Source organism: Oceanospirillum sediminis (assembly GCF_014164585.1).
Lineage (GTDB): Bacteria > Pseudomonadota > Gammaproteobacteria > Pseudomonadales > Halomonadaceae > Oceanospirillum > Oceanospirillum sediminis.
Map to the genome: position 1 here is coordinate 1 of NZ_JACJFM010000040.1, position 26,327 is coordinate 26,327.

22 protein-coding genes are annotated in these 26,327 nt (G+C 47.3%); 9 read left to right on the forward strand and 13 right to left on the reverse strand.

Features of this window, described 5'->3' with window-relative positions; translation table 11 throughout:
* Positions 1-87: 87 nt before the first annotated feature.
* Both H4O21_RS20325 and H4O21_RS20330 read right to left on the reverse strand, forming a co-directional pair.
* Positions 88-339: a hypothetical protein gene (locus tag H4O21_RS20325; protein WP_182810733.1), complete on the reverse strand. Its 252-nt coding sequence runs from the start codon at positions 337-339 to the stop codon at positions 88-90.
* A 675-nt stretch (positions 340-1,014) separates the two neighbouring features.
* Entirely contained in the window at positions 1,015-1,875 is an 861-nt protein-coding gene (locus H4O21_RS20330) for a LysR family transcriptional regulator (RefSeq protein WP_182810734.1), read from the reverse strand.
* 105 nt (positions 1,876-1,980) lie between these two features.
* Here H4O21_RS20330 and H4O21_RS20335 point away from each other — a divergent pair, with 105 nt between their 5' ends.
* Positions 1,981-2,601, forward strand: a complete 621-nt coding sequence (locus H4O21_RS20335; protein WP_182810735.1) for a LysE family translocator — start codon at positions 1,981-1,983, stop codon at positions 2,599-2,601.
* A 159-nt stretch (positions 2,602-2,760) separates the two neighbouring features.
* Here H4O21_RS20335 and H4O21_RS20340 read toward each other — a convergent pair whose 3' ends face one another.
* The gene (locus H4O21_RS20340; RefSeq protein ID WP_182810736.1) at positions 2,761-3,477 is read right to left on the reverse strand and encodes a ZIP family metal transporter; all 717 of its coding nucleotides are present in this window, start codon (positions 3,475-3,477) and stop codon (positions 2,761-2,763) included.
* Positions 3,478-3,777: 300 nt separating this feature from the next.
* Between H4O21_RS20340 and H4O21_RS20345 the strand changes: the two genes are divergently transcribed.
* From H4O21_RS20345 to H4O21_RS20355, 3 genes are all read left to right on the forward strand, one after another.
* Positions 3,778-5,112 (forward strand): dihydroorotase, encoded by a 1,335-nt coding sequence (locus H4O21_RS20345; RefSeq protein ID WP_182810737.1) that lies wholly within the window; start codon positions 3,778-3,780, stop codon positions 5,110-5,112.
* A gap of 363 nt (positions 5,113-5,475) precedes the next feature.
* Positions 5,476-6,450, forward strand: coding sequence for a DUF1852 domain-containing protein (locus H4O21_RS20350; RefSeq protein WP_182810738.1), 975 nt, complete (start codon positions 5,476-5,478; stop codon positions 6,448-6,450).
* A 136-nt stretch (positions 6,451-6,586) separates the two neighbouring features.
* Positions 6,587-7,615: a methionine synthase gene (locus tag H4O21_RS20355; RefSeq protein WP_182810739.1), complete on the forward strand. Its 1,029-nt coding sequence runs from the start codon at positions 6,587-6,589 to the stop codon at positions 7,613-7,615.
* Positions 7,616-7,837: 222 nt separating this feature from the next.
* Here H4O21_RS20355 and H4O21_RS20360 read toward each other — a convergent pair whose 3' ends face one another.
* On the reverse strand, positions 7,838-8,728 hold the full coding sequence (locus H4O21_RS20360) for a LysR family transcriptional regulator (RefSeq protein ID WP_182810740.1): 891 nt from the start codon (positions 8,726-8,728) through the stop codon (positions 7,838-7,840).
* A 111-nt stretch (positions 8,729-8,839) separates the two neighbouring features.
* Between H4O21_RS20360 and H4O21_RS20365 the strand changes: the two genes are divergently transcribed.
* Positions 8,840-9,574: an SDR family oxidoreductase gene (locus H4O21_RS20365; protein ID WP_182810741.1), complete on the forward strand. Its 735-nt coding sequence runs from the start codon at positions 8,840-8,842 to the stop codon at positions 9,572-9,574.
* Between the two features lie 161 nt (positions 9,575-9,735).
* Here the strand turns inward: H4O21_RS20365 and H4O21_RS20370 are convergent, their stop codons facing one another.
* Positions 9,736-10,794 carry a phosphotransferase enzyme family protein gene (locus H4O21_RS20370; RefSeq protein WP_255487393.1) on the reverse strand — a complete coding sequence of 353 codons (1,059 nt, stop codon included), beginning with the start codon at positions 10,792-10,794 and terminating at the stop codon, positions 9,736-9,738.
* Positions 10,791-12,095, reverse strand: a complete 1,305-nt coding sequence (locus H4O21_RS20375; protein ID WP_182810742.1) for an aspartate aminotransferase family protein — start codon at positions 12,093-12,095, stop codon at positions 10,791-10,793. Before H4O21_RS20375 ends, H4O21_RS20370 begins: the two co-directional genes overlap by 4 nt.
* Before the next feature lie 288 nt (positions 12,096-12,383).
* Here H4O21_RS20375 and H4O21_RS20380 point away from each other — a divergent pair, with 288 nt between their 5' ends.
* Positions 12,384-13,127: a substrate-binding periplasmic protein gene (locus H4O21_RS20380; protein ID WP_182810743.1), complete on the forward strand. Its 744-nt coding sequence runs from the start codon at positions 12,384-12,386 to the stop codon at positions 13,125-13,127.
* A gap of 192 nt (positions 13,128-13,319) precedes the next feature.
* On the opposite strand, the gene H4O21_RS20385 is transcribed toward H4O21_RS20380, so the two are convergent.
* Complete coding sequence (locus tag H4O21_RS20385; protein WP_182810744.1) at positions 13,320-13,859, reverse strand: carboxymuconolactone decarboxylase family protein; 540 nt, start codon at positions 13,857-13,859, stop codon at positions 13,320-13,322.
* A 164-nt stretch (positions 13,860-14,023) separates the two neighbouring features.
* Between H4O21_RS20385 and H4O21_RS20390 the strand changes: the two genes are divergently transcribed.
* Positions 14,024-14,905, forward strand: a complete 882-nt coding sequence (locus H4O21_RS20390) for an AraC family transcriptional regulator (RefSeq protein ID WP_182810745.1) — start codon at positions 14,024-14,026, stop codon at positions 14,903-14,905.
* Between the two features lie 187 nt (positions 14,906-15,092).
* Here H4O21_RS20390 and H4O21_RS20395 read toward each other — a convergent pair whose 3' ends face one another.
* Positions 15,093-15,740, reverse strand: a complete 648-nt coding sequence (locus H4O21_RS20395; protein ID WP_182810746.1) for an HAD family hydrolase — start codon at positions 15,738-15,740, stop codon at positions 15,093-15,095.
* Between the two features lie 291 nt (positions 15,741-16,031).
* Here H4O21_RS20395 and H4O21_RS20400 point away from each other — a divergent pair, with 291 nt between their 5' ends.
* Positions 16,032-16,904 (forward strand): DMT family transporter, encoded by an 873-nt coding sequence (locus H4O21_RS20400; RefSeq protein WP_220495770.1) that lies wholly within the window; start codon positions 16,032-16,034, stop codon positions 16,902-16,904.
* Between the two features lie 146 nt (positions 16,905-17,050).
* On the opposite strand, the gene H4O21_RS20405 is transcribed toward H4O21_RS20400, so the two are convergent.
* The 5 genes from H4O21_RS20405 to H4O21_RS20425 form a co-directional block, all read right to left on the reverse strand.
* Entirely contained in the window at positions 17,051-17,587 is a 537-nt protein-coding gene (locus H4O21_RS20405; protein WP_182810747.1) for a cysteine hydrolase family protein, read from the reverse strand.
* 219 nt (positions 17,588-17,806) lie between these two features.
* Positions 17,807-18,538 (reverse strand): SDR family oxidoreductase, encoded by a 732-nt coding sequence (locus H4O21_RS20410; protein ID WP_182810748.1) that lies wholly within the window; start codon positions 18,536-18,538, stop codon positions 17,807-17,809.
* A 126-nt stretch (positions 18,539-18,664) separates the two neighbouring features.
* A complete protein-coding gene (locus H4O21_RS20415; protein WP_255487397.1) occupies positions 18,665-19,621 on the reverse strand; it encodes a response regulator transcription factor in 957 nt (318 codons plus the stop codon).
* Between the two features lie 83 nt (positions 19,622-19,704).
* Positions 19,705-23,370 carry an ATP-binding protein gene (locus H4O21_RS20420; protein ID WP_182810750.1) on the reverse strand — a complete coding sequence of 1,222 codons (3,666 nt, stop codon included), beginning with the start codon at positions 23,368-23,370 and terminating at the stop codon, positions 19,705-19,707.
* A 340-nt stretch (positions 23,371-23,710) separates the two neighbouring features.
* A complete protein-coding gene (locus tag H4O21_RS20425) occupies positions 23,711-25,249 on the reverse strand; it encodes a serine hydrolase (RefSeq protein ID WP_182810751.1) in 1,539 nt (512 codons plus the stop codon).
* Between the two features lie 133 nt (positions 25,250-25,382).
* Between H4O21_RS20425 and H4O21_RS20430 the strand changes: the two genes are divergently transcribed.
* Positions 25,383-26,279 carry a LysR family transcriptional regulator gene (locus H4O21_RS20430; RefSeq protein ID WP_182810752.1) on the forward strand — a complete coding sequence of 299 codons (897 nt, stop codon included), beginning with the start codon at positions 25,383-25,385 and terminating at the stop codon, positions 26,277-26,279.
* The last annotated feature ends 48 nt before the right edge of the window (positions 26,280-26,327 follow it).

Here is a 26,327-nt window from a genome sequence, read left to right on the forward strand (position 1 = left end):
GAGCAGAAAATCAGTTGGCTTTATTTCCTGGAGCAATAAAGCCAACCGATGCTCGGTTAGATAGAAACCTGACTTTTTCAGGGCTGACTACCTACACTGCGATTTAATCACCGCATCCAGCATCGTCTGAATATCCGTCATTTCATTCAGCATATCCTCAACGAAATATGATGCGCCCAGTGCCGCCTCTTTGTTATGAGGCAGTTCATCTTCAAAAGCGATATTTTCCAGTGCAATCATCAAAAAAGCACAGCGATGGCTGAAGCTTTCAAAATGACTGTTCATCTGAGGGGCTTTTGAAGCCGCTATGGATTGCACGGTATCTGTATTCTTTTCCATCGTTCTTTCTCCCTGTGTTCAAGGTTCCTTTCATTGCACGGTATGGGTGCTCTGATCTGTCTGTTCACTATATGACACTGAACTAATCGGATGCCGTGTTCGCCATAGGTGAGCATTAGGAGAGATACGTTTCAGCCAGTAAACAGGCCGGGATAAATGCGGATTGGAGTAACCCGGATTATAAGGTGCCGAACGCTTATCCGGACGATTTCGTCGAATGAAAGGAGGAGAAAATCCTGAATCACAGGCAGAAAAAATCGCGGTGCCAAGTCTATGTTTTTGGACCGTAAGTTGTTGATAAAGATAGATAAAATTTTCTTTTGCCGAGCTAAAGTCTGGCGTATGATCTCTTGTAGCCATCAATTGATACCTTGTATATCGGTTATGGTTAGCTGCCTCTGACGTGTTGCCGCACTCAGGGGTAGCGCTTCGTTTAAAGGTTTAAGTACTTGCGATAAGCAAAACTCCGAATTTTATTTATAAGCAAGTCATAAAACAATAAATACCGGTTCAACGCAACCGGTATTTATTGTGCCTTTGTCCTGCTATTTGTAGCCTCGCTGACTGATATAATGTCTTCTCTTAGTGGTTCCTGCTGATTCTGACTACTGTTAGCCATTTTCTTGCGACGCTATGTTTCTTGTCTGGATCTGTTCATCTTTTTACAGTGCAGGGTTATGAGTTATTTAATGCCTCTTTCAGCCAGTGCACAAAGCTAAGCAGTGTGTCATCTCGCTGAATATCTTTAAGCGATAGCGCTACGTATTCCACATCGGTTTCGACAAAACCAAAAGGAGCTACCAGGTGTCCCATACGAATATCGTCTGCGACCAGTGGTTCTGCTCCTATTGTCATACCAAGTCCGGCAACCGCCGCCTGTAAACTGAAATAAAAGTGGTCAAAGTAGCTTTCTTTCTGGCTTACGATGAATGCTTCTGATTTGTCCTGCCAGTCTTTCCAGGCGGATGGCCGTGTGCGGGTATGCAGCAAGGTCGCTTTTTGCTGCTGCATTGTGCTCAGATAATCCGGGTGGCATACCGGGCCGATGCGTTCTCTGGTCAGTGGGGTTACCCAGTAATCATCCGGCCAGTTAAAGTCTGACCGGCGAATTGCCAGATCCAGTTGTTGAGCCGCCAGGTCAACCGGCCCACCAGCGGTGGATAAGTGGACTTCTGTCGTGTCAGAGAATTGCGTCAATCGGGGCATCAGCCAGCGCATGGCCAGCGAGGGCTCACAGGATACTGCCAGATGTTGTCCACTGGGCTGCTGGCGAATCTGCTCACTGACAGCTTCCAGATCCTTCAGCATGATTGAGGCCTGATTGGCCAGTAGCTGACCTTTTTCTGTCAGGTAAACCCGACGACTCCGACGGTAGAACAGCGGTTGTTCAAAATGTTGCTCCAGTTGCTGCACTGCCCGGCTGATTGCGCCGTGGGTGAGATTCAGTTCCTGCGCTGCTTTGGTAAAACTCTGATGTTCTGCTGCAGCACAAAAGCTGACTAGAGGGCCTAATGGTGGCAGGTTACGGCGCTTCATATCTGTGATTTTTCCTCACAATATATCCCATTAACATTCGATCGTTATTTACCAATACCCCATTAATAATAGCCTCATCATTATTTAATACGAGGTACAGATACGATGGAGTGGTTAACAGTCGTCACAATAGTCAGTATTGTTTTACTGGCGGTGATCAGTCCGGGGCCTGACTTTGCGATTACCACTCGCAACAGTCTGTTATACGGTCGTCGATCAGGGTTACTGACTGCAGCGGGGATCGCATGCGGGGTGTCTGTGCATATTCTGTATACCCTGTCTGGTCTGAGTTATCTGATGGCTCAGTCTCTTTGGCTACTGGAATTACTGCGTTATCTGGGGGCGGCTTATCTGATCTGGCTAGGATGTCAGGCGTTTATATCAAAGAAGACAGATAACATCGCCAGGGAAGAGGCCTATACGTCGACGCTATCTGACGGGAATGCTTTTCGAACCGGCTTTTTATGCAACGCCCTTAACCCTAAAACAGCGCTGTTCTTTATCGCTTTATTTACTCAGGTGGTGACGCCAGGCACAGGGGAAATGACTCAGCTGTTGATTGGTTTATTTATCTCTGCGGCTCATCTTGTCTGGTTTGCTGTGGTCGCTATTTTGCTGTCTCATCCCCGTTTTCAGTCTCGATTTGAAGCCGCTAAACATCGAATTGAGAAGCTGACCGGCCTTTGTCTGATGGGGCTGGGGGCTAAACTGGGGCTGAATTTGTAGGGGAGGGCTATCAGCCTTAAACCCGCTGACGATAGATGTTGTGCCTGACAGGAACGATCAGGCACGACAGAAGATATTATGGTACGCGATAACGGCGGCATTAAATTACGCAGGATTAGCTTATTTCAATGCCGGTGCCAGATACGCTGAGTACCCGAATTAATGCCCTGTCATCATCGCGCCTGCCATCCCCAATAGAAATCCCATCACAGCGCCTAACGATGGTGCCCAGTGTTTATCCAGTTTGGCCTGAGGGGCTATATCCTGAAAAATCAGGTAGAGAATCCCTCCTGCCGCAAACAACATGATGCCTGAGAGTAATGCGGGGTAGCCTGACAGGTAATAAAAACCGATTACGCCACACACAGGTCCCAGCAATGCCATAAGGGTGAAGATACCGACAATATTCCTGGAGCGAAAGTGTGTTGAGCTGCGCAGTTCACGGTACGCATTAAAGCCTTCTGGCAGATTCTGTAATGCGATAATCATAGCAAGTAAAACACCGACAGATGCCGAGGTTGCAAAGGTTGCCCCTAACGCAATCGCTTCAGGAATAAAGTCCGATAGCATGGCAACCAGCTGGCTGGCAGAGGTTTGCTGGCGTGTTAAATAGATATCCAGCCCCATTAAACAGATCGCTCCGGCAGTGAAAGACAGTACGACCATCCCGAGGGACAAGCCTTTCATACCTTCTGGCACCAGCACCAGGGCAACAGCGGCCAGCAACGCGCCGCCGCCAAAAGCAATCACAAAATGCCGGAATTCATTCTCCAGCCAGCGAGGTCTGATATTTTCGATACGGGCTAACAAAGCTCCCAGAGGCATCGCCAGACCCGCCAATAATGTCAGCAACACTATTTCCACTAGTTCAATCATGTTGGTGAGATATCCTTACAATGACATATGACACACATACCCGGTTGAATTATGTCTGATTAAATCACGCCGGATGAATCCAGACTCAGTTAAAAAGGGGCTTGCCCATGCCCTGGATTGTACTCCGATAATTCAATAGATACAGGTCTGTAGAGAGGCCGATAACTTGCCTGTAGGAGACACCGATATGTCAGCAAATGCCGGAGATTAAATTGATTAGCGTTAAAAATGTTATAGTATAACATTAGATGTTTTTCTGGCTTAATATCCACGACTTATCAGACAACTCAGGCGCGCTACATGACCGATACTTTGATCAAAAATGCCGTTATCGTAAACGAAGGCACTATCCAGCAGGCTGACCTGCGTATCAGACAGGCACGGATTGACCAGATCAGTGCTGAGCTGAATGCTCAGCATAATGAGCAGATTATTGATGCCGATGGCTGCTGGTTGGTTCCTGGTATGATTGATGATCAGGTGCATTTCCGTGAACCGGGTTTAGTTCATAAAGGCACCATTGCCAGTGAATCTGCTGCTGCGGTGGCGGGTGGTATTACCAGCTATATGGAGATGCCGAACGTTTCTCCGGCGACAACAACTCAGCAAGCGCTGGATAATAAATACGACATTGCCCGTCAGGGATCTCAGGCTAACTATGCTTTCTATCTGGGAGCGACAGAAGATAACCTGGAACAGATCAAAGCACTGGACCCTGCGTCAGTATGTGGCGTAAAGGTCTTTATGGGAGCATCCACAGGGAATCTGCTGGTGGAAAATCCTGTGGCGCTGGAAGCCATTTTCCGGGATAGCCCGGTACTGATTGCCACTCACTGCGAAAGTGGCCCGGTCATTAAACAGAATTTTCTGCCGTTTGCTGCTCAGAACCGGGAACCGACAATCACGGATCACCCGATTATTCGTGATGCTGAAGCCTGTTATGCCAGTTCTTCTTATGCTGTTGATCTGGCAAAAAAATTCGATAGCCAGCTGCATGTACTGCATATCACCACGGCTAAAGAGTTAAGTCTGTTCGAAGCGGGACCCACGGCCGGTAAGCGTATTACTGCTGAGGCCTGTGTACATCACCTCTGGTTCTGTGACGAAGATTATCCTCGCCTGGGTAATCAGATTAAGTGTAATCCGGCAATTAAGACTGCACACGATCGTGCGGCACTTTTGCAGGCTCTGCAAACTAATCAGATCGACATAGTGGCCACCGATCACGCCCCGCATACCAGGGATGAGAAACAGCAGCCGTATCCAAAAGCACCGGCAGGTCTGCCATTAGTAGAACACGCATTACTCAGCATGGTGGATCAGGTTGTAAACCAGCACCTTAGTATTGAACAGGTTGTGGAAAAAACAGCCCATAACCCGGCGATTCGTTACGGGGTGCAGGAGCGGGGCTTTATTCGTGAGGGGTATTTTGCCGATCTGGTACTGATCGATCCGAATCAATCAACCGATGTCAGTCACGACAACTGCCGTTATCACTGTGGCTGGACACCGTTTAACGATCATCGTTTTTCCAGCAAAATCCTCAGTACCTGGGTGAACGGGTATCAGGTGTTTGACGGTGAAACGATCAGATCAAACCCAGAGGCCGCTATGGCTCTGCGCTTTAAACGTTAATGTGATTCAAAATAGCACTAAAACCTGAACCGATTACCGGGAAAAAACATGCTAAGAAAAAATCCTTCTGGCCATTATCCGCAGGTTTCTGCCAGATTATGCTCTGGCTTACATGTTTTCATGAATTATTTTCAGTTTAAATTAAAATAAAGTCACTTTTATTCAATTAAAGATCGCTGTATAAAATACGCACTGCTCTTAACTTCAGACCAGATTACTGTTGATTGCTGACTGAACCATCAGGCAAAAACCGAATGGCTGTGAAGGCTACTGGCCGGTAAATCAGAAAAGAAAATTGGATCATCCAGAAAGAGCAAGGAACACATTCAGGCTTTATCTCAGATAACAGGACACCGGATCGCCATGACGACAGATTTTACATTTACCATCAAAAGCATTTGTCTCGATGAACACTATCAGCCTTCAGACAATACGCGTATCACCACTAATTTTGCGAACCTGGCGAGAGGAGAAAGCCGTCAGGAGAACTTACGCAATGCGTTAAGAATGATTGATAACCGTTTTAATGCGCTGGCACACTGGGATAACCACAATGGAGATCGCTATTCTGTTCAGCTCGAAATTATTTCGGTGGATATTGATGTCCAGGGCCGTGGCCAGAGTTTTCCATCCATTGAAGTGTTAAAAACCAACATCATCGATCATAAAACCAATGAGCGTATTGAAGGCATTACGGGCAATAACCTGTCTTCTTATGTGCGGGATTATGATTTTAGCGTATTACTGCTGGACCATAATAAAGATCAGGCTCAATTCAGTATTCCGGATAATTTCGGTGATCTGCATGGCAAGCTCTTTAAGTATTTCGTTAACTCAGAGAGTTACAAGCAGCACTTTAATAAACCACCGGTCATCTGCCTGAGTGTGTCAGATAACAAGACCTATCATCGTACCGACAATCAGCATCCGGTATTGGGATTTGAATACCAGCCTGATGAAGCCTCTTTAACGGAACAGTACTTCAGAAAGATGGGCCTGGATGTCCGTTATTTTATGCCACCGAACAGCGTGGCACCGCTGGCGTTCTATTTCTTTGGTGATCTGCTGAATGATTACACCAACCTGGAGCTGATAAGCACCATCAGTACGATGGAAACTTTCCAGAAGATCTATCGACCTGAAATTTATAATGCCAATGCGGTAGCAGGAAAATGCTACCAGCCCAGTTTGAAGAATCTGGATCATTCATTGACTCAGGTGATTTATGACCGCGAAGAACGCAGCAAATTAGCCGTTGAACAGGGAAAGTTTGCTGAAGAACACTTTATAAAACCTTACCAGACGCTTCTGGAGAACTGGTCTGCACTGCGTACCTGAAGCTAAGACATGTAATACATACCAGAACAGAAGTATTTCAGTATTCTCCAGTCAATGACTGGATAATACGGCAACGTTCAGCAGAAAGCTTTTGTTCAGAAACTTAATTAAAAAATAAAAGATTACTGCATTTATTATGAAAACATTATTACCAACGTCCACTGCAGGCAGCTTACCAAAACCATCCTGGCTGGCAGAGCCAGAAGTACTCTGGTCTCCCTGGAAACTGCAGAATGAAGCATTAACTGATGGTAAACAGGATGCTCTGCGGGTGTCATTACACGAGCAGCTACAGGCGGGTATTGATATCGTCAGCGATGGCGAGCAAACACGTCAGCATTTTGTCACTACCTTTATTGAGCATCTTGATGGCGTTGATTTTGAAAACCGTCAAACGGTCAGAATTCGTGATCGTTATGATGCAAGCGTACCGACAGTCGTTAGCGCAGTAAGCCGTCAGAAACCGGTCTTTGTTAAAGATGCTGAGTTCTTGCGCCAGCAAACTGATCGGCCTATTAAATGGGCTTTGCCTGGGCCGATGACAATGATTGATACCCTGTACGATGACCACTATAAAAGTCGTGAAAAACTCGCCTGGGAGTTTGCCGGTATTCTCAATCAGGAAGCCAGAGAACTGGAAGCTGCCGGTGTGGATATTATCCAGTTTGATGAACCGGCGTTTAATGTGTTTTTTGATGAGGTCAACGACTGGGGCATCGCCTGTTTAGAAAGAGCCATTGAAGGCCTGAACTGTGAAACCGTAGTCCATATTTGCTATGGCTATGGGATCAAGGCCAATACCGACTGGAAAAAGACACTGGGCTCTGAGTGGAGACAGTATGAAGAGGTGTTTCCCAGACTGCAGCAATCTGATATCGATATTATCTCTCTGGAATGTCACAACTCCCGTGTTCCGGTTGAATTAATTGAGCTGATTCGGGGCAAAAAGGTGATGGTTGGAGCTATTGATGTGGCTACCGATCGCATAGAAACACCGGAAGAGGTTGCTGACACCCTGCGAAAAGCACTTGAATTTGTGGATGCGGATAAGCTTTACCCTTGTACCAACTGCGGTATGGCACCTTTGTCCCGCCAGGTCGCAAGAGGTAAACTGAATGCTTTAAGTGCTGGTGCGGACATCGTCCGAAGAGAGCTTCTGGCCTGAGACTGGTCGTGATGCATACCTGAGTGAAAGTATTGTGATATTTTTTGGTCATTGTCTGGATAGTATGACCGCTTTTTTGCAGATAGCTTTTGTTCAGGTGTCTGATCATATGTATTAATTTATAAATCAAATTGATCAGGGTTAAATACAGTATCTGATCAGAGTCTTAACCATAATATCTGTTATTGCTTTGACATTTTTTTGCTATGAATCTCAGCGTTCTCAACAGATCGTACTTAAATGGTCAGTCAGCCAATCGATAAATACTCTGGCTCGGGATGTCAGATGCTTTGTTTTTGGATACAAAATAGAGATGGGCATAGGGCTAAGTTCAAAATTATTTAATAACTCGATTAAGTTTCCTTTTTTTATCTCAGATTCAAGGTGATATCTGGGAACCTGAATAATCCCCAGACTACCTAACGCTGCGGCGGTGTACATTTGTGCACTATTCACTGTAACCAATGACGACATAGACACATCGATCTCACCAGCTGTTGTTCTGAATGAAAGTGTTGATGGCCGATGGCTGGTATCAAGGCCATATCCAACAGCAAAGTGCTTTTTAAGATCTTCAGGTTTTTCTGGTCGTCCGTACATTTGAAGGTATTCGGGGCTGGCCAGAGTAACTTGTTTCATTTCTGCGACTTTTCGGGCTATCAGTGTGGAATCTGGGAGAGGACCGGCCCGCAAGACACAATCTATACCTTCTTTCACCAGATCTGCATATCGATCATCTTCGAATATCTGAATATGAATATCAGGGTAGCGATTAATAAAGGTCTTCAGATAAGGCATCACAAAGTGACGGGTAAACGTACCTTGTACGTTAATAACCAGCATCCCTTTAGGTATGGTGTTTGAAAATAGGTGCTCAGCTTCATCTATTTCTGCAAGTAGCTTTAAACAGCGCTCATAGAAAATTTCACCCTCATTGGTCAGGTCAACTTGCCGGGTTGTTCGATTAAATAATTGTACCTTTAATCTTTTCTCTAACTGTTTTACCTGATTTGTAACCGTCGCTCTGGGTAACAGCAGGTCATCAGCTGCTTTCGTAAAACTTTTGCGTTCAGCTACTCTGGCAAATATTTGCATCTGTTTAACTCTGTCCATAGCCTGCTCATTGTTATCAAAAATGGAATAATCAAAACAGATATCAGATCATTATCAAAGATATTTCAGACTCTATACTGCTTTTCGTAATGAATTAGCGTATCGGAGAAGATGATGAATAAGAGAGTTGCATTGGTTACAGGAGCTTCAAGGGGCATTGGAGCATGTATAGCAAAACGTCTTGCAAGAGATGGTTTTGATGTTGCTGTGAATTATTCTCGCAGTGAACAGAGTGCTCTTACCGTTGTACAGGAGATTATTCAGGATGGAGGGCAAGCCATAGCTATTCAGGCTGATGTCTCTGATACCGAATCAGTTCATCAGATGTTCAACGCAATAGAACGTAAAATGGGCACTGTTGATGTTGTTATTAATAATGCAGGGATAATGAAACTGGCGAAGTTAGCCGAAACGACTGATGAACACTTCGATTCCCATATTGATACCAATTTGAGAGGGACATTTAATACTTTGAGAGAGTCGGCTACCAGAATAAATAATGGTGGCAGAATTGTTAACCTCTCCACCAGTGTGGTTGGTCTGAAACTTGAGTCTTACAGTATCTATGCTGCTACTAAATCTGCAGTTGAAACTCTTTCTGCCATTTTTGCGAAAGAGTTAGCAGGACGGAATATTACAGTGAACTGTGTTGCACCGGGACCAACTGCTACTGATTTATTTCTGACAGGAAAGCCAAAGGCTGTTATTGAGAAACTTGCCTCTATGGCCCCGCTTAACCGGCTTGGAGAAACGGATGATATTTCAAGTGTTATAGCATTTTTAACAAGTGAAGATGGCCGATGGATAAATGGTCAGACAATCAGGGCAAATGGAGGAATAATCTGAAATAACTAATTTAACCCTGACCAGAAAAGAGTAACTGTTATGTATAATATAAATAATGATATTACTGTGAATTCAGGCCAGAGCAGAACGGGCCTGTCGTTATTGGCAGACCCGAATGAGCTAAAATAGTTACTTCTTATGTATTGCTGTACCTATAAAACTCAAGGGCAGCTATCCAGTGCCAGGTAACGCTCTGCCTGACGGCAGGCACGGCGAATCAGATCCGGTGTCATCTCTTTTGCCGTTTCGGTTTCCTGGCGACTGCGAATCCAGCCCAGATAGGTAAATCCTCTCAGGGTTAAGAACAGCTCCAGGTGAGCCAGATCTTCCAGCTCAAGCGGTCGTTGCTCATGATACCCCCAGAGCAGTGCGGTTTTAGCGGTATCGTAACAGGGTTCTTCCTGAATAAAATACAGTGCTGTGGCCAGCTCGAACAGGTGCCAGCCAAATCCGGCATCATCAAAGTCCAGCAGCCGAATATTTTCACCGTCTGTCATCAGGTTTTCGGGCACAAAATCAGCATGGATCAGGCCATAATTGAGTGGTGTTTTCTCAAGCTTTGCCAGTGCATCATGAGCTTTTTCCCGCGCCTGTTCTAATAGCTGCTGTTGTTCTGGTGTCAGGCTTTCCAGCTCCCAGAAACGCCCCCAGAAAGGGGTGTCTCCTACCAGGCCTTCAAGATCCCATGCATGACGTTTAAACCCGGTGGGTAAAGGCCATTCACTCGCCTGGTTATGCAGTAGGGCAGCGATAGTGCCAATCGCGTGGTAGATTTTAGCCACCTGAACCGGGTCATGGTTCAGACCCTGTTCTATCGAACCCAATGGCTGACCATCAACCCAGGCAAACAGATCAATCTGGCGAGCCTCTGGTATTTCGGGTACACGGACAGTAACCATCAGTTGCTGATCTGTTGTGGGTATCACTTCTGGTATTTGTACGCCGCTATCAGCCAGGGCGGCCATCCACTGCAGTTCTGAACGTAAAGCATCATCATCGTGATAACCTGGTCGGTGAATGCGCAGGGCATAGCGCTCTCCGTTGCTGGCATGTACACTGAAGACTGCATTTTCCCGGTATTTGATCAGGCTGATGCTGTCAGCGCTTATCTGCCAGTGACTCAGAGCCTGGCGGGCCATCGCCGCCAGCCTCTGGCTCTGCTGATCTGGAGTCAGCTGATAAAAATCTGCTGATAGTTGCGCCGTGTTCAGTGAACTCATCCCAGTGCCTCCAGCTGACAAACCTGTTGAAACACCCGGTCCAGAGTCTCCAGCAACAAGTCGGCATGTTCAGGCTGGAACGGCATTGGCGGGCGTAGCTTCAGAATATTGTCGTAAATACCGATCCGGCTGATCAGTACACCTTGCTGCTTCATCAGGTTCATGATCTGTTCAGCCTGCTCTGGAGCGGGTGTTTTTTGCTGGCGATCACTGACCAGTTCAACGGCAAAGAACATACCCAGGCTGCGAATATCACCAATCAGTTCATATTTGTGCTGCAGCTTTTTCAGCCCCCGGACAACGTAATCTCCGGTGCTGATCGCGTTCTGTAAAAGCTGGTCCTGCTCCAGGCTATCCAGCACCGCCATGCCGACAGCTGCCGATACGGGATTACCACCAAAGGTATTAAAGTACATGGCCTCTCGGGTGAATTCTTCGATCATATCCGGCCGGGCCACAACTCCGGCCAGAGGGTGGCCATTACCCATCGGCTTGCCCATAGTGACAATATCTGGGGTGATATCATATTGTTGATGAGCCCAGAAGTGATGACCACTGCGACCAAACCCGGCCTGAACTTCATCTGCAATCAGTACACCGCCCGCCTGACGCACCATCGCTGTTGCTTTTTCCATAAAGCCTTTGGGCACATTCAGCAGGCCTTCATTGGCAAAATCAGGGCACACCAGCATCCCTGCCAGTTTGATACCTTCCGCTTCAAATTCATCAATGGCCTGTTGCACCTGAGCGGCATACACATCAGCCAGATCATCCTGAGAGACGCCTGCCAGCCCCCGATAGCTATCTGGAATACTGAATACTTTCACCCGCTTACTGTTTTTCGCTTCAGGCATAAAGCCGGTGCCAATCTCAGCCACCGCTGAAGTGTTCCCATGATAAGCCGCCTCAGTCACAATCACGCCTTCACCACCGGTGCAATGACGAGCCATACGCAATGCCAGTTCATTAGCTTCACTGCCTGTACAGGTCAGCATCGCCATTGACAGACCTTCATCGAAGGTTGCTGTCAGACGCTCGATATACTGTACGACATTTTCATTCAGATAACGGGTATGAGTATTCAGAGTGGATGCCTGACGATGCAGGGCTTCGACTACTCGCGGGTTGCAGTGGCCCACATGAGGCACATTGTTGTACACATCCAGATAACGCTGCCCTTCATTGTCGAACAGCCAGACACCTTCTCCCCGTACCAGATGCAAAGGCTGCTTATAAAACAGAGGAGAACTGTGCCCCATAGTCTGGTAGCGACGCTGCAGTAAAGTGTGATTAACAGACATCCGATTACTCCGGAATTTCTTGTGGTTGTAAGATCTCTGCAGTATCAGGGGATGATCTTTTTTTTAAGATCCATCATAGGGTGGAGAATGTGATTTTATCCTGGGAAGTGTTTCTCTATGGTCATGATAGCTTTTTCCTGTGCAGAATACGGAGTGATACATCCTGCTTATTGGTTATTTCCCCTGGATAAGCTATACCAGTGCAAACAGTTAAGGCATTCAGTCCAGCATCTATCTATACTTCGGACAGATAGTTTCGTGTGATGTTTCATGATACAGGTAATTGATTTGAAATTATGGCACTTGCCTTATCTGGCAGTGATAGCATTACTGTCCTCTTCAAAAGCCGTTGCAGAAGAGTATGTAATAGGAACAGACCCCTGGCCTCCGTTTACTATTTCAAAAGACGGTGAACTATCTGGTATTGATGTTGATCTGATCAGAGAAATTGAAAAACGCCTGCCTGATGTTACCTTTCGTTTTAAAGAGATCCCCTGGTCCAGAGCGTTGCATTACATGGCCAATGGCGGTATCGATGCGATTACTGGTCTGGCCAGACGGGAAGAGCGCGAACGTTATATTCTGTACACTGAACCACCTTATTACTCTGATTGCTCGTCCCGGTTTTATATGCGTGCAGGTTTTGGAAAATACATTAAACAGTATGACGACCTGTATCAGTATGAAGTAGGCCATGTGGCTGACTCTGCCTATTTTGCTGCCTTTGATAAAGATAAAGCACTGAATAAATACAGTGTTACTCATGAAGAGCAATTACTGAAAATGCTGAAGAATCGCCGTCTGGATGTCATTATCGGGACCAGTTGTCAGGTAGATTATCATATTAAACTGAAAGGCCTGTCCGGGCGTTTTGAACAGGCTGAATATAAACCAGGTAATAATGTCGATCTGTATCTGGGGTTGTCCAGAAAATCTCCAATCACCCGGATTCAGCCGCAGTTAAATCAGGTGATTGAGCAATTAAAACGTGAAGGTGTGATACAAAAAATTGCGGATAAATATTTCAGATAACCCTGTAAATTTTCTTTCGATCCAATAATTCTAACTGGTTTACTCGATCAATGGATTAGAATAAAGCCTCCCCACCTGTATGCCGGTTCTGAGCCTGTACAAGCGGGAAGTCATCTTCAGAATCTGGTCAGAGAGCAATTCAGAAATTTATCACTGCCTTCTGGCCCAGGGTAGCCTTCATAGTGATCACCATCATGACTGATATTCAGCAAATGCTTCATCTACTGGAGTATTTGCCAGGTGGTTGGTGTAATTGCTGATAGTTTTCTGGGCAATACCTAACAGAATCTCCAGCAATTGCTGGTTACCATAGCCTGCGTCATGAAATGCCTGCACTTCTTCCTGAGACAGCTTCCCTCTGTTACGTACTAATGCCAGCGTCGTATTTCTGAGTGCGTCCAGTTTATTATCAGACAGCGGCTGACCGGTATGTAATGCATCAATAATGCTCTGATCTACTTTCATCATATGAGCAATCGCAGTATGAGCTGGCAGGCAATAATGACACTGGTTTTCGTAGTTAATGACTTGCCATACCACCGTCAGTTCATCATTGTTAAAGCTACTGCGCTGGAAAAGCGTATGCAGTGATTTGTAGGCCTCAAGTACCACTGGAGCTTCTGCCAGAACAGCATGCAGATTTGGAATCCAGCCAAAGCTTTTTTCCGATTGAATCAGTTGGTCTTTTGAAGCATTCGGGGCTGTTTCAGGTGTGTGCAGATTAAAAGCCATAACAGTGTTTCCTTTAAAAAATTATTGTGAGCAATTGTGCTATGGCTTCACTTTAGTCGCTTTGATCTGTACGATGAATGATTTTAAATTCAATTTAAATGCTCATAAGTTCGGTTTTTGATGAGTTCATAAAACTGATCAGCGTATTTTGAAGCGGTGAAAAGATGTCATCACTACTGGATATTATTGAACTGATTAAACTGAATGTAGTGGTTTATCACAATGCCAGAGTCTGTGGTAACTGGGTGATACAGGAGCACTCGGACTATAAAACCTGTTTCCATATGGCCACTCAGGGGTGCTGTGAACTGGAGGTACCCGGACACGGACGCTGGCATCTGGCTGAAGGGGATCTGGTGATCTTTCCCAGAGAATTACCACATACTATTAAACCATCTGTTTCCATGACCGGAGAGCAAGAACATCTGTTGATTGCCGATGCTCAGGATAGACCCGGTACCAGTATGCTGTGTGGTGAAGTACAGTTTCTGCATCAGGGCTATCAGTCATTACTGGATGCTCTGCCTGAAGTGCTGGTCATTCAGCGTGATGATTCCACACCCTGGTTATGTAGTCTGTTGAATCTGCTGACGATGGAAAGTCTGGTCAGCCGTACGCCAACTAATGTCATTATTAACCGGCAGTGTGAACTCTTGTTTGCATATGCACTGCGGCACTTTATTCATCAGGACGAAATAAAAGAAGGTATACTTGCACTGTTTTCTCACCAGCAGATTGCCAGAGTCATTGAAGCGATCCATCGGGCACCGGAGAAAAACTGGCAATTAAGCGAAATGGCCGTTCTGGCTGGTATGTCCCGTACCCGTTTTGCTCAGACATTTAAAAAGATCAGCCACTGGACACCGATGCAATATCTGACCTGGTGGCGTATGCAATTAGCCTGGTCCCTGTTGTATGCCGGTGATAGTGTTGCGGTTGTAGCCGAGAGCGTTGGCTATCAATCTGAAGCGGCTTTCTCCAGAGTCTTCAGTAAAAGCTTTGGAGAAAGTGCCGGAGCGGTCAGACGTTCTGGCATAAGAGGCTGACAGGCAGAGTTACCTGGCCATCTGCGAAGCATAAGCGCTACAGGAATTTTTCGCCTGCAGCGACAACACAAATGCCATCTCAACTTTCAGACCAGCGTTTACTCGGATTAATACGATGAATTTTCATAACTAACCGCCTTTTGTAGCGCAATAAACAGTGAGTAAACGACGGCTAGTGTACTCCTTATCAGCCTGGGTGCAACTTGATAAAAGACAGCGCCTGGCTGACAGACGTCAGATCATCCAGCCTTTCCGGATTGCTGGTACGGTTGCCGACCAGTACAAAGTTATACCCTAACTGACGACAGGACACCTTGTCCCATTCCGCATCACCAAAGTAAGTGACAGTATTATCCAGCGATACTCCGGCTTTCTGTCTGGCCAGTTTCATGATTTCAGTTCTGGCGTAATGATCGTTAGATGATGCGATAGGAATATCGGCAGTATCAATCCCGGCTGATTCCAGCTTTAGCTGAGCTGTTTCCAGCCAGCCACCGGTAGCGATGGATAACGTCACAGCATCAAGATTTTTCAGTTCACGAATAAAACGGGCGGCTCCCATAATCTCTTTCAGCGGATGCTTTTGCAGATACGCTTTTATCCGCCGAACAAAGGCCTGACGGACCTGATGATGAATATCATCTCTGTTGGCCATTAAGCCGGTCAGTCTCAGGTGGTGATCCAGGATACCGGCATCGGTGATATGAACATAGTTATCCCAGTCAGGATCAACCGGGGCTTTAAGCACTTCAGACACGGCTCCGATAAAACAGGTTGCATCCATTTTGCAGGACTGTACCAGGGTGCCATCAACATCAAACATTATATGGTGCACATTCACTCCCCAGGGACTGGCTATCGGTATCAGTTCTCTGTATTTCATTGTGGATAACAGGTGTTAGTCATTCTGATCGATCAATCCCGGTCAACATTCAGGAAAACACAGAGCAGTGCAGCAATGCACGGGGAAATACAAAGTGATACTTCCCTGATTGTGTTGTTAGCGCTGATTCTCTGTCTTCCCTTTTCATGGGGCATGTTATCCCGCTCCGAATCAGTTATCCTCTGGTTTCTTATCTGTGCCTTATTTTGGATGTTTTTTAAAAATTTACAGGATAATAAAACTATGGAACAGAACCGTAAGTGGTTACTGGTACCGATGATTCTGACCGGAATGGCATTAATTCCTGTTGGTGATTCTGCTGGAAAGTTACTGACTGAAGCCGGTTTGTCACCCATCTTTGTCGCCTGGAGCCGCTTGTTAGTGGGCTTTATCTGTATTTTGCCATTCAGTGGTATCAAAGCATCAGAAGTGAAAAGCCTTCTGGACTGGCGTCTGTTGTTCCGGGCAGGACTGTTTACCGGTGCCATCTTCTGTATGATCACTGCATTGAAAACAGAATCCATAGCCAATGTGTTTGGTATCTTTTTTATCGGTCCGATTATCGCTTACTTCCTGTCGGCACTGGTGCTGAAAGAGCAGATCACAACGCTCAGATCGATTCTGCTGATGATTGGTTTTCTGGGCGTGCTACTGGTGGTCAAACCTGGTTTTGGTGTCAGCTCTGGCCTGCTCTTTGCGCTGATCGCTGGCACTCTGTATGGCTGTATGCTGGTTGCTAATCGCTGGTTATCGGCTTTCTTCCGTCCCCGGTTGATCCTGCTATCGACACTACTGGCCGGAGGTGTAGCGCTGACGCCTATAGGTATAGAGACACTGCCTGAAAGTGTTGATGGCTGGCTGGTTGCTATGGTGCTGATCAGCTCCATAGCATCTGCGTTAGGTAACCTGATTATTATTGAAGCAAACCGCCGCCTGGATGCTAACGTCGTTGCACCTTTTGTTTATTCCCAGCTGGTCGCTGCCGCTATTCTGGGTGTAGTGCTGTTTAATGACTGGCCGGATGTTTACAGTCTGATCGGTCTGGTGATTATCTTCAGTTCGGGCATTCTGTCTTTTGTGCTGGCCAATCGAAAAAAAGCCAGACAAACCGCCTGACTTATCAATAAAGAGTCGGGAAGCCTGTTTGAACAGGTATTTCCCGTTTCTTCGGGGCACTTCTGCGATACTAAACGAGGATGAGTACGTAATAACCGGGCATGGCTTTACCTCTCTGAATAATCAAGCATCAGAAGATCTGTTGTTTACAGATTAACCAGCTCCTTAGTCGTTATCGCATTCAATGCCACACCAAAGCTGCTGATATCCATCAGTGTTGCCGTGTGGTGCTTGCGAATCGCTTCTCCTGACATATGTTCTTTGTCATGGGTCGTATGAGCATCAGCAACCAGTGTGATGTTATAACCGAGTCCTGCAGCACGGCGTACTGTGCTATCGATACAGAATTCAGAGGCATAACCGCACACAATCAACTCGTTAATTTCCAGTTCCTGTAATACTTTCTGTAAACGGGTTCTGAGAAAGGAGTCCGGTGTTGTTTTTGCCACGATGAGATCTTCCGGCTGAACCTCAAGATCTTTTTGTAATTGCCAGCCTTCGCTTCCGGCGGCAATAGGCGTATCAGCCTGTTCATGCTGAATAAAAATCACCGGACAGGATTGTTCACGGGCCCATTGGGTCACATGGTTGATCCGGGCAACCACTTCTGTCCCCTCAAAAGGTGCAGGTGTGGTATCAAATAGCAGGCTCTGAACATCAATTACCAATACTGCCTTTGTCATCGTTAATCCTTATCACTTCCGGAATATACACAGACCTGTGTTCAGATAATGATTACACGGTATGAATCATCGTTGCTCTGAAATATCAGTAGCATCTGAACACCTGTCGTCTCTGAATCAGGCGTAAACCCGATAGGCCTGAAGGTTGCCACGGGTAATATGACTGTTCGAACAATTTTCTGTTCGGTTCTGTAAGCTGCCTGGCAACAATCTATACAATCAGCGACCACCGGCCAGATCGATGAAGGTACCTGTAGCATAAGAGGCTTCATCGGATAGCAACCAGGCAATCGCATTGGCTACTTCTTCAGGAGTGCCGCCTCGTTTCATTGGAATCATCGGAGCCAGTCGATCAACCCGGCCTGGCTCACCGCCGTCAGCATGAATGTCAGTATAAATAAGGCCGGGGCGGACACCGTTAACACGAATATTCTGATCCGCCACTTCCAGTGACAGCCCTGTGGTTAAAGTATCCACTGCTCCTTTAGATGCCGCATAGTCCACATATTCATTGGGAGACCCGGTTCTTGAGGCAACGGAGGAAACATTCACAATGGCGCCTCCGTTTGTCATACGGCGCACCGCTTCCCGACAGCATAAAAAACAGCCAACCACATTGGTCATAAGCACTTGCTGGATACGGGCGACATCCAGATCCTGAACTCTGGATTGCCGGAACAGTATACCAGCGTTATTAACCAGGTGTGTGACGGCACCTAGCTGAGTTTCTGTCTGATCAAATAAGCGGATAACATCGGCTTCTTGTGCAACATCTGCCTGGCAGCTGATTGCCTCGCCGCTCATAGCAACAATATCTGCCACCAGGGCTTCAGCCTGTTCTGACTGGCTTCGGTAATTGATACAGACTTTATAGCCCTGTCTGGCCAGCAGCAGAGAGGTCGCTGCTCCGATGCCCCGACTGCCCCCGGTGACAATAACGATGTTGTTCATAGTCAGGAATCCTGTGTTGCAGAAATGATAATTCAGGTAATAAAGTCTGTCTTCTCCGGGCCTTATTATCAATCGGTTGCATGTGATATTCCATTTCATACACCTGCGGATTCAGTCAGTAGGTAGCTACTCTACAGCCAGCAGCCGCAATGCAATACCTGCTGCGGCAGTCCGGTTTTCAACGCCCAGCTTCGGAAAAATCTGTTCCAGATGCTTATTAACCGTTCTGGGACTCATGGTCAGGATTTCAGCCGCTTCCCGGTTCGTTTTGCCATTAGCGATCCAGTACAACACTTCTGATTCTCTTTCTGTCAGGTTCAGTTTCTCTTTCAGCATGGCAGCACCGGTCGGGCGCAGGCCATCAATCAGCTTAAGTAATTTCTCGCCATTTTCCTGATGACTGATCAGTTTGATTTCCAGGGGATAGTGCTGAACAGGATCGGAATAAGAGTTATTGCCTGGGGGCATCGTTGCTGCGGGCGCTGAACCTGAAATAAGGGGAGGGCCTTTCAGCTTCAGCTGTTGATTCAGCTCCGGTCTATGGATCAGCCATTGTGCAATTTGCGGTGCCAGTTGTGTGCTTTGCCAGTGTTCATTCGCACCAGATCGCGCCAGAAGAGCATAAGTTTGTGGTGTGGCCCATCGAATATGGCCTGTGTCGTTCACGGTTATCAGATGCTGACCGGTGCTGTCCAGTGCAGATTGGGCGCTATTGGTTAATCTGGCATTGGTCAGATGCACCTTCATCCGGGCCAGTAGTTCATTGGGATTAATTGGTTTCGTCAGATAATCAACACCACCGGCTTCCAGGCCGCGCACAATATCATTGGTCTCGGTCAGCCCGGTCATAAAGATTACCGGAATAGCGGCCAGCTCAGGATCGGCTTTTAGCTGCTGGCAAGTTTCAAAACCGTCCATATTAGGCATGATGGCATCCAGCAGGATCATATCGGGTCGTACTTTGCGGGCAATCGTCAATGCCTGTCTACCCTCCAGAGCAACCAGCACATTGATGCCTGCATTCTCCAGAGTATCGTTAATCAGACTCAGGGCATCCGGGGAATCATCCACTACCAGTACCATATCGCATAATGGTGTCTTATCTGATGACGAGTCTGTCGCTTGATCTGCGGTAGATGATCCTGCAGATGTCAGGTCCGATAAACTCATAACGATGACTCCTTTTTTATGGAATGTCTGGCAATATAATCCGCCATAGCAGCCAGTTGGAAACCACTGGCCATCTGTTGCAGCGCTTCAAGGTGCTTAGCTGGTACGACAGTGCTTGTAGCCTGAGAGTGATCAGATTCGGGATAGGCGGGTAGATTTTGTTGCTCGTCCTGATCTTTTTGCCCGGATTGATCTTGTTGATGCTGCTCCTGACATAGATGGTACTCTTGCCAGAGCTGATCCAGCACCTGTCGCACACCCTTTGCAAAACCGGTATCTGCGTAGGCAATAAGCTCGGCGATTAAAGGATTATCCGGAATGAGTTCAGGGACTGATTGGCCGCTTGATTCAAGGGGGGACTCAGAGGCTGATTTCAGGGGGCGCTCTGAAACTGGCTCCAGAGCAGACTCTGATACAGCTTCAGGTGTAGTGATTGATTGCTCATCGGTTTCACGCCAGCTCCATTGCAGATTCAGCTGCTCTGCCAGTTTATCCAGTAACTTATGATTAGCGATGGGTTTAACCAGATAATCGTTGTATGCCTCTTGATCTTCAGCCGCTCGATAGTGCTCCTGGGCATCAGCAGATAGCATCAGAACAGGTTCTCTGATTTGACGTTCCCGCAGCCTGCGAGCCAGCTCAAGGCCATTCATTCCCGGCATAGAGACATCCAGCAGGAATAGATCAGGTGAGCGCTGACTATCCAGTTGATCCAGCAGTTTAAGGCAACTGTCACCATCATGGGCTTCCAGGGTAATAAAACCCAGTGGCGTTAGCAAATCTGATAACAGCCCCCGTAATACCGGATCATCATCCACCAGACACAGTGTGCGCTGATAGCCCTCATAACCGACAAGGGTTTTCTGCTCGGTCACCTCAGTACTGTCCTGATCACCCTGACTGACCCAGGGCAGCATAAGCACCACGGTAAACTCACTGCCTTGATTCACCTGGCTGTTGACCTGCAGATCACCGCCCATAATTTCTGTCAGCAGACGCACAATGGTTAAACCCAGGCCTGTACCACTCTGGCTGGCGGTATCGCGATTTCTGACCCGCTCAAACGGATCAAAAATACGCTGCAGGTAATCATCATCAATGCCAGGGCCAGTATCTTTAATGGTAAATTCAGCCACCTGATTGCGGTAGCGTACGGAGAACTCAACCTCACCTTGAATCGTATACTTCACCGCATTGGACAACAGGTTAATCAGTATCTGACGCAGACGTTTTTCATCGGTCATCACAAACTGAGGCAGTGGACTGTGGATCTGGCAGTTGAACTGAATCCCTTTCTGACCGGCCTGCATGGCAAACATGCTACTGAGCTGATCCAGTAACTGAGGCAGATCCACCTGAGTGCGGTACAGATCCAGTCGGCCCGCTTCAATACGGGAAATATCCAGTAAGCCTTCGATCAGATCGGTCAGATATTGCCCGCTACGCTGGATAATATCTAAACCATTCTTATGCCCTTGTGGCGTATCCGGTTTATCATTCAGCAGCTGAGCATAGCCCAGAATAGACTGCAGCGGTGTTCTCAGTTCATGACTGATACCGGTCAGATAGCGACTTTTGGCCGCATTGGCCCGTTCTGCAAGTTCTTTGGCTTGCTGTAATGCCAGATCGGTTTCTTTGTGGGCTTCAATCTCATTGATCAGTTTGCGGGTCTGACGATTGGATTCTTTCTGTGCCACCACCCGACTTTCGTGCGCAAGCAGAAATAGCCAGGAGACGACACCGGATGCGATCAATAGGGTAAAAAACAGGCTCCAGATCACCTGCTCCAGCAGTAAGGTTTCTGCGGCGGTTTCTGGCTGCATCTGTCGATAGACCACTGCTAATAGCGCCGCGTTCAACAGATTGACCAATAATAATAAGCCTCCAAAACGGGCCAGACGGGAGTTCATTCTATGGCTCCAGCGCTGGGGTAAAAACAAAGAAAAGAACTGTATTGCTTGGCGGGATACTCGGCCTTCCGGTTTGCAGCTGTCCATGCAGCGCACATCCAGTGAGCAGCACAGGGAGCAGATCGGCAGGTCATAAGCCGGGCAGAAACTCATATCTTCCGCCTCAAAGGCATTTTCACAGATGCCGCATTTCAATACCGTATGAGCGCCGACAGCGTGGGGGGGAGGTGCCGGTTTAAAGGTCGAAAATGTTTTTTCCCGTTCTGCCTCAATTAAGGGCAGCAGCTCCGGGGACTGACGGGCAATATAAAAGCGTCCTTGAGTGAGCCAGGCGATCAGAGGAACACAGATAAAACACACAGCCAGACTAAGAAAGTGGCTCAGGTTTTTACTGACTTCACCAAATACTCCGAGATAACTCAATACACCAAGGCCGGTGGCCAGTAACATAGAGCCTGTGCCTACCGGGTTGATGTCGTACAGGTGGGCCCGTTTAAACTCCACATAATCGGGACTTAACCCCAGAGGTTTATTGATCATCAGATCAGCCGCTAAAGAACCAAGCCAACTGACCGCTACAATGGCAAAGATCCCCAGAATCGCTTCCAGTGCCTGATAAATACCCAGCTCCATCAGCAGCAATGCGATGGTGACATTAAATACCAGCCAGACCACACGTCCGGGGTGAGAGTGAGTCAGACGAGAGAAGAAATTTGACCAGGCAATGGAGCCTGCATAGGCATTGGTGACGTTGATCTTCATCTGAGACAGAATCACCATCAGTGCGGCTAATAGCAGGGCAATACCCGGTGACTGGGTCAGATAATAAAATACGCGTTGGTACATCTGTGTCGGGTCGGTGGCCAGCTCAAAACTCATGCCCTGAGAGATTGCCAGATAAGCCAGAAAAGAGCCCAGCAGCATCTTAATGACGCCAGGAAGCACCCAGCCTGGCCCGGCCAGAATCAGCCAGAACCACCAGCGCTTTTTATTCTGCTCGGTTTTCTCCGGCATAAATCTCAGGTAATCCACCTGTTCACCAATCTGGGCTACCAGAGCAAAAAATACCGATGCGGCGGCACCAAACAGCAGAATATTAAACTCGCCGGAATCCGGCAGATGCTGAGGTGTGAACTGTGTCCAGTCTCCCAGCTTGTCGGACTCATACACGATCACGACAAACAGTGCGGCCAGTTGTAGCACCAGCCAGATATTCTGTGTGCCGACTTGAAAGCGACTGATGGTAGCGATGCCATGGGTCACAATGGGAATCACCGCCACCGCACACAGGAAATATCCCAGTGCCAGCGGAATACCCAGTAACGCATTTAAGGCTGAGGCCAGAATCACAGCCTCAATAGCAAAAAAGATAAAGGTAAAGGAGGCGTAAATCAGTGAGGTAATGGTTGATCCCAGGTAGCCAAAGCCCGCACCACGGGTGAGCAGATCAATATCTAAACCATGGCGGGCTGAGTAGTAACTGATGGGCAGACCGGTAATAAAAAACAGCAAACATACCGTTAACATCGCCCATACGGTATTCGTAAAACCGTAGTTCAGCGTCACAGTAGCGGCAATACCTTCCAGTGCCAGAAATGCCGTAGCGCCCAGTGCTGTTTTAGCCACACGTTCAATGCTCATATGTCGGGCAGAATGCGCGGTAAAGCGTAGAGCAAAGTCTTCTAATGTCTGGTCCGCTACCCATTTATTGTAGTAGCGACGTACCCTGAAAATCCGCTGTGACGCAGGCATAAATTTATGTCTCTGGCTGACCTGTCTGAAAACATCCGGATTGGCATACCTGGCTGAAAGGAGACTGGAAATAAAGTGTTGTCTGCACAATAGTAGTGCGGGAAACAAACAGGCAGCACCTATCGTGCACCGGGCTGGCGCATTATCAGGATTGTGAATCCATTTTTGTTATCAATAGAAGAAATTGCAGGCTTTGTGCCAGAACGGATGATCAATATCTGATATGAATATGCTGCATATTTAAAAAGAACGGGCAAAGCTTTGAGGGAGTAGAACAGGTCAATAAAGGACCTGTTCTTTTCAGAGGCTGTACATCTGTTTAATTAAGCCAGCTATCTGCTTAATTAAGTCGGGCGTTACCCTGTCTATGTACCTGATGTTTCAGACCATTCCAGCCCACCATTCTTAAACGGGCTGCAGGTTCATTATCAGAGCGGATACCAACCAGATAACGACTGGTTAAATAGACAATTTCACCATCGGGCTGATCAGGCAAAAAGGTAAAGACCATCTCCTGTCCGGCTAGCTGAGTCAGGAAAGAATCACCGCCTATATGCATTAACTGAGGTACATAAGGTACGTTATTGTTATCCAGGAAAGGAACGCTGAAGGTTAGCTGGCCATCCTGCTCTGTGACATAGACCCATTCTCCCTCTATTTCATAACGACCGGCAAAACGTGACAGGGCTGCTGAATCAACTGGTGTCACTGGCATTGTCTCTGCTTCTGGCAACTCTGCCACCATATCTAATGCAGCAAACATTGTTGGCGTAAAGTCGTTATAAGGGCCGCTGCTGAGAATAGAAACCGCTGCTTTCTGCTCTGGCAGAATCCAGAACATACTGGTGTATTCATAAGTATTGCCACCGTGTTCCCATAGTTTCACCGGATACCACTGCTCCTGGTAGAAGAAACCATCCGAAACCATAATGCCGTAACCGTAATCCAGCGGAAGACCGGCGAAGTTCTGACTGACATGGGGTTGAGTGATTTGCTGACGGAGTTCATCCGATAGCACCTGCTCATTACCTTCCAGCAGAAAATCGGCCATTTTCAGCACTTCTGTGGGTGTGGACCAGGTGTAACTGCCTGCAGGAATCGCTACCGGAATATCATCAATGTCACTTAATTCATTGACTGGCACCACAGGCACCAGCGCACTACCCAGTGTCACTCCTAATGCGTAATCGCCATCCTGGCGCACGGTGTTCTGATTCATGGTGGTACGTCCCATCCCCAGAGGCTGGAACACGGATTGTTCCATATATTCAGCGTAAGGCAGAGTCGTCTGATATTCTGTCACTGCTCCCAGATAAGACCAGGCCGGATTGCTGTAATTATAGAAACGCCCCGGTGGGTTAATCATTGGGTTTTCAGTGGGATAACGATCCCGCATATAGCCTGTCAGCTCATCTCCTTCTGTCATTCCCTCGTAAGTATCCGGCAGGCCGGTCTGGTGAGTCAGCAGATGATGCAGATTGATCTGCTGCCAGTTTTCAGACTGAGCATCAGGGTACAAAAGGCCGGGTAACGCTTCTGTTAATGTCTGATTCAGCTGAAGTTTGCCTTGCTCCACCTGTTGTAATACCGACATGGCCGTGAACATTTTGGTGGTTGAACCAATCTGAAACAGAGTCGTGGCCGTAGGGCTTTCCCCTGCGCTGTTTTTACTGCCAAAGGCTTCGGCAAACACCACTTCACCATCTTTGTATACTGCAACAGATACGGCGCTGGCCGGGTTTGCCGACAAATCCTGCTGAGCCACTGTCCTGAGGTGCTGAGTTTTACCCTCTGTCGTGTTGGCCGGATCATTATTATTCGAGCCATTACACGCGCTAAGCAGAACAGCCAGTATGGTGACCGGAAGAGTCCTTATCATCGAAATACATCCATCTGTAAGTTGATCGTTATGACTGTGGTGCATACTAAAGAATATTGCCGTTTAAAGCTGTACGTCCTTGTATACATATGCAAGGCTGACATACAAACTAATGAGCCGATAAGGAGTAAAGATGCTGAAAGATCTGAATATGAAGCACCTGTATTATTTCTGGGTCATTGCCGAAACCGGATCTATTGCCCGTGCCAGTGAATATCTTGATCTGACACCGCAGACACTCAGTGGTCAGCTCAGTGCGTTTGAAGCCTGCTACGGTACTTTGTTTACCCGTAATGGTCGCAACCTGAAACTGAACTCCACTGGTGAGCAGGTACGACAATACGCCAGTCAGATTTTTACCATGGCCGGAGAGCTGGATCAGTTTCTGAACCGTCCCAGAGAAGCGCTGCCGCTGAACCTGAATATCGGAATTTGCTCATCTGTTCATAAGCTGATTGCTTATCGCCTGATTGCTCCGGCAACAGAGCATTCAACCGAAGTGCATCTGAAAGTGGTCAGCGGTCATCAGCCTGATCTGATACGCAGTCTGCAGAGTCAGCAACTGGATATTATCATCAGTGATCGCCTGCCAGAGGAGCAGAATCAATCTCTGTTTTTTACTCCGTTACTCAGCTCTGCGCTATCGTTATTTGCCACTCGGGAGCTGGCGGATCAGCTGACAGATAACTTTCCTAAATCATTGAATGATCAGCCCTTATTGGCTAATGATACTGATACGCCCTGGTTTTATGAGCTGATGAACTGGCTGAAAAAGCACAATATCCGCACCCAGGTTTGCGCCGAGATCAGCGACAGCGCGCTGATAAAGATTTTTGCTCAGCAGGGTAAGGGGATTTTTGCAGCGCCCACAGCGATAAGAGATGAGGTATGCCATCAGTACGGCGTGCAGGAGATTGGTGAAACCTGTGAAGTGTTTACCCAGCACTATGCTATTACCCGTACGCCAGACCCGATCCATCCAGCGATACAATGCATTCTGAAGCAGGCTCGCACCGAGCCCTATACGTAAAAACCTGATAGAAGAATCGGAAAAAGCTGTTTTTCTCGAACTATGATT

What these genes read in the sequence shown, in the direction of transcription:
- H4O21_RS20325 (WP_182810733.1), bottom strand. Translation starts at nt 339, where the DNA reads ATGGAAAAGAATACAGATACCGTGCAATCCATAGCGGCTTCAAAAGCC.
- H4O21_RS20330 (WP_182810734.1), bottom strand. Translation starts at nt 1,875, where the DNA reads ATGAAGCGCCGTAACCTGCCACCATTAGGCCCTCTAGTCAGCTTTTGT.
- H4O21_RS20335 (WP_182810735.1), top strand. Translation starts at nt 1,981, where the DNA reads ATGGAGTGGTTAACAGTCGTCACAATAGTCAGTATTGTTTTACTGGCG.
- H4O21_RS20340 (WP_182810736.1), bottom strand. Translation starts at nt 3,477, where the DNA reads ATGATTGAACTAGTGGAAATAGTGTTGCTGACATTATTGGCGGGTCTG.
- H4O21_RS20345 (WP_182810737.1), top strand. Translation starts at nt 3,778, where the DNA reads ATGACCGATACTTTGATCAAAAATGCCGTTATCGTAAACGAAGGCACT.
- H4O21_RS20350 (WP_182810738.1), top strand. Translation starts at nt 5,476, where the DNA reads ATGACGACAGATTTTACATTTACCATCAAAAGCATTTGTCTCGATGAA.
- H4O21_RS20355 (WP_182810739.1), top strand. Translation starts at nt 6,587, where the DNA reads ATGAAAACATTATTACCAACGTCCACTGCAGGCAGCTTACCAAAACCA.
- H4O21_RS20360 (WP_182810740.1), bottom strand. Translation starts at nt 8,728, where the DNA reads ATGGACAGAGTTAAACAGATGCAAATATTTGCCAGAGTAGCTGAACGC.
- H4O21_RS20365 (WP_182810741.1), top strand. Translation starts at nt 8,840, where the DNA reads ATGATGAATAAGAGAGTTGCATTGGTTACAGGAGCTTCAAGGGGCATT.
- H4O21_RS20370 (WP_255487393.1), bottom strand. Translation starts at nt 10,794, where the DNA reads ATGAGTTCACTGAACACGGCGCAACTATCAGCAGATTTTTATCAGCTG.
- H4O21_RS20375 (WP_182810742.1), bottom strand. Translation starts at nt 12,095, where the DNA reads ATGTCTGTTAATCACACTTTACTGCAGCGTCGCTACCAGACTATGGGG.
- H4O21_RS20385 (WP_182810744.1), bottom strand. Translation starts at nt 13,859, where the DNA reads ATGGCTTTTAATCTGCACACACCTGAAACAGCCCCGAATGCTTCAAAA.
- H4O21_RS20390 (WP_182810745.1), top strand. Translation starts at nt 14,024, where the DNA reads ATGTCATCACTACTGGATATTATTGAACTGATTAAACTGAATGTAGTG.
- H4O21_RS20400 (WP_220495770.1), top strand. Translation starts at nt 16,032, where the DNA reads ATGGAACAGAACCGTAAGTGGTTACTGGTACCGATGATTCTGACCGGA.
- H4O21_RS20405 (WP_182810747.1), bottom strand. Translation starts at nt 17,587, where the DNA reads ATGACAAAGGCAGTATTGGTAATTGATGTTCAGAGCCTGCTATTTGAT.
- H4O21_RS20410 (WP_182810748.1), bottom strand. Translation starts at nt 18,538, where the DNA reads ATGAACAACATCGTTATTGTCACCGGGGGCAGTCGGGGCATCGGAGCA.
- H4O21_RS20415 (WP_255487397.1), bottom strand. Translation starts at nt 19,621, where the DNA reads ATGGTACTGGTAGTGGATGATTCCCCGGATGCCCTGAGTCTGATTAAC.
- H4O21_RS20420 (WP_182810750.1), bottom strand. Translation starts at nt 23,370, where the DNA reads ATGCCTGCGTCACAGCGGATTTTCAGGGTACGTCGCTACTACAATAAA.
- H4O21_RS20425 (WP_182810751.1), bottom strand. Translation starts at nt 25,249, where the DNA reads ATGATAAGGACTCTTCCGGTCACCATACTGGCTGTTCTGCTTAGCGCG.
- H4O21_RS20430 (WP_182810752.1), top strand. Translation starts at nt 25,383, where the DNA reads ATGCTGAAAGATCTGAATATGAAGCACCTGTATTATTTCTGGGTCATT.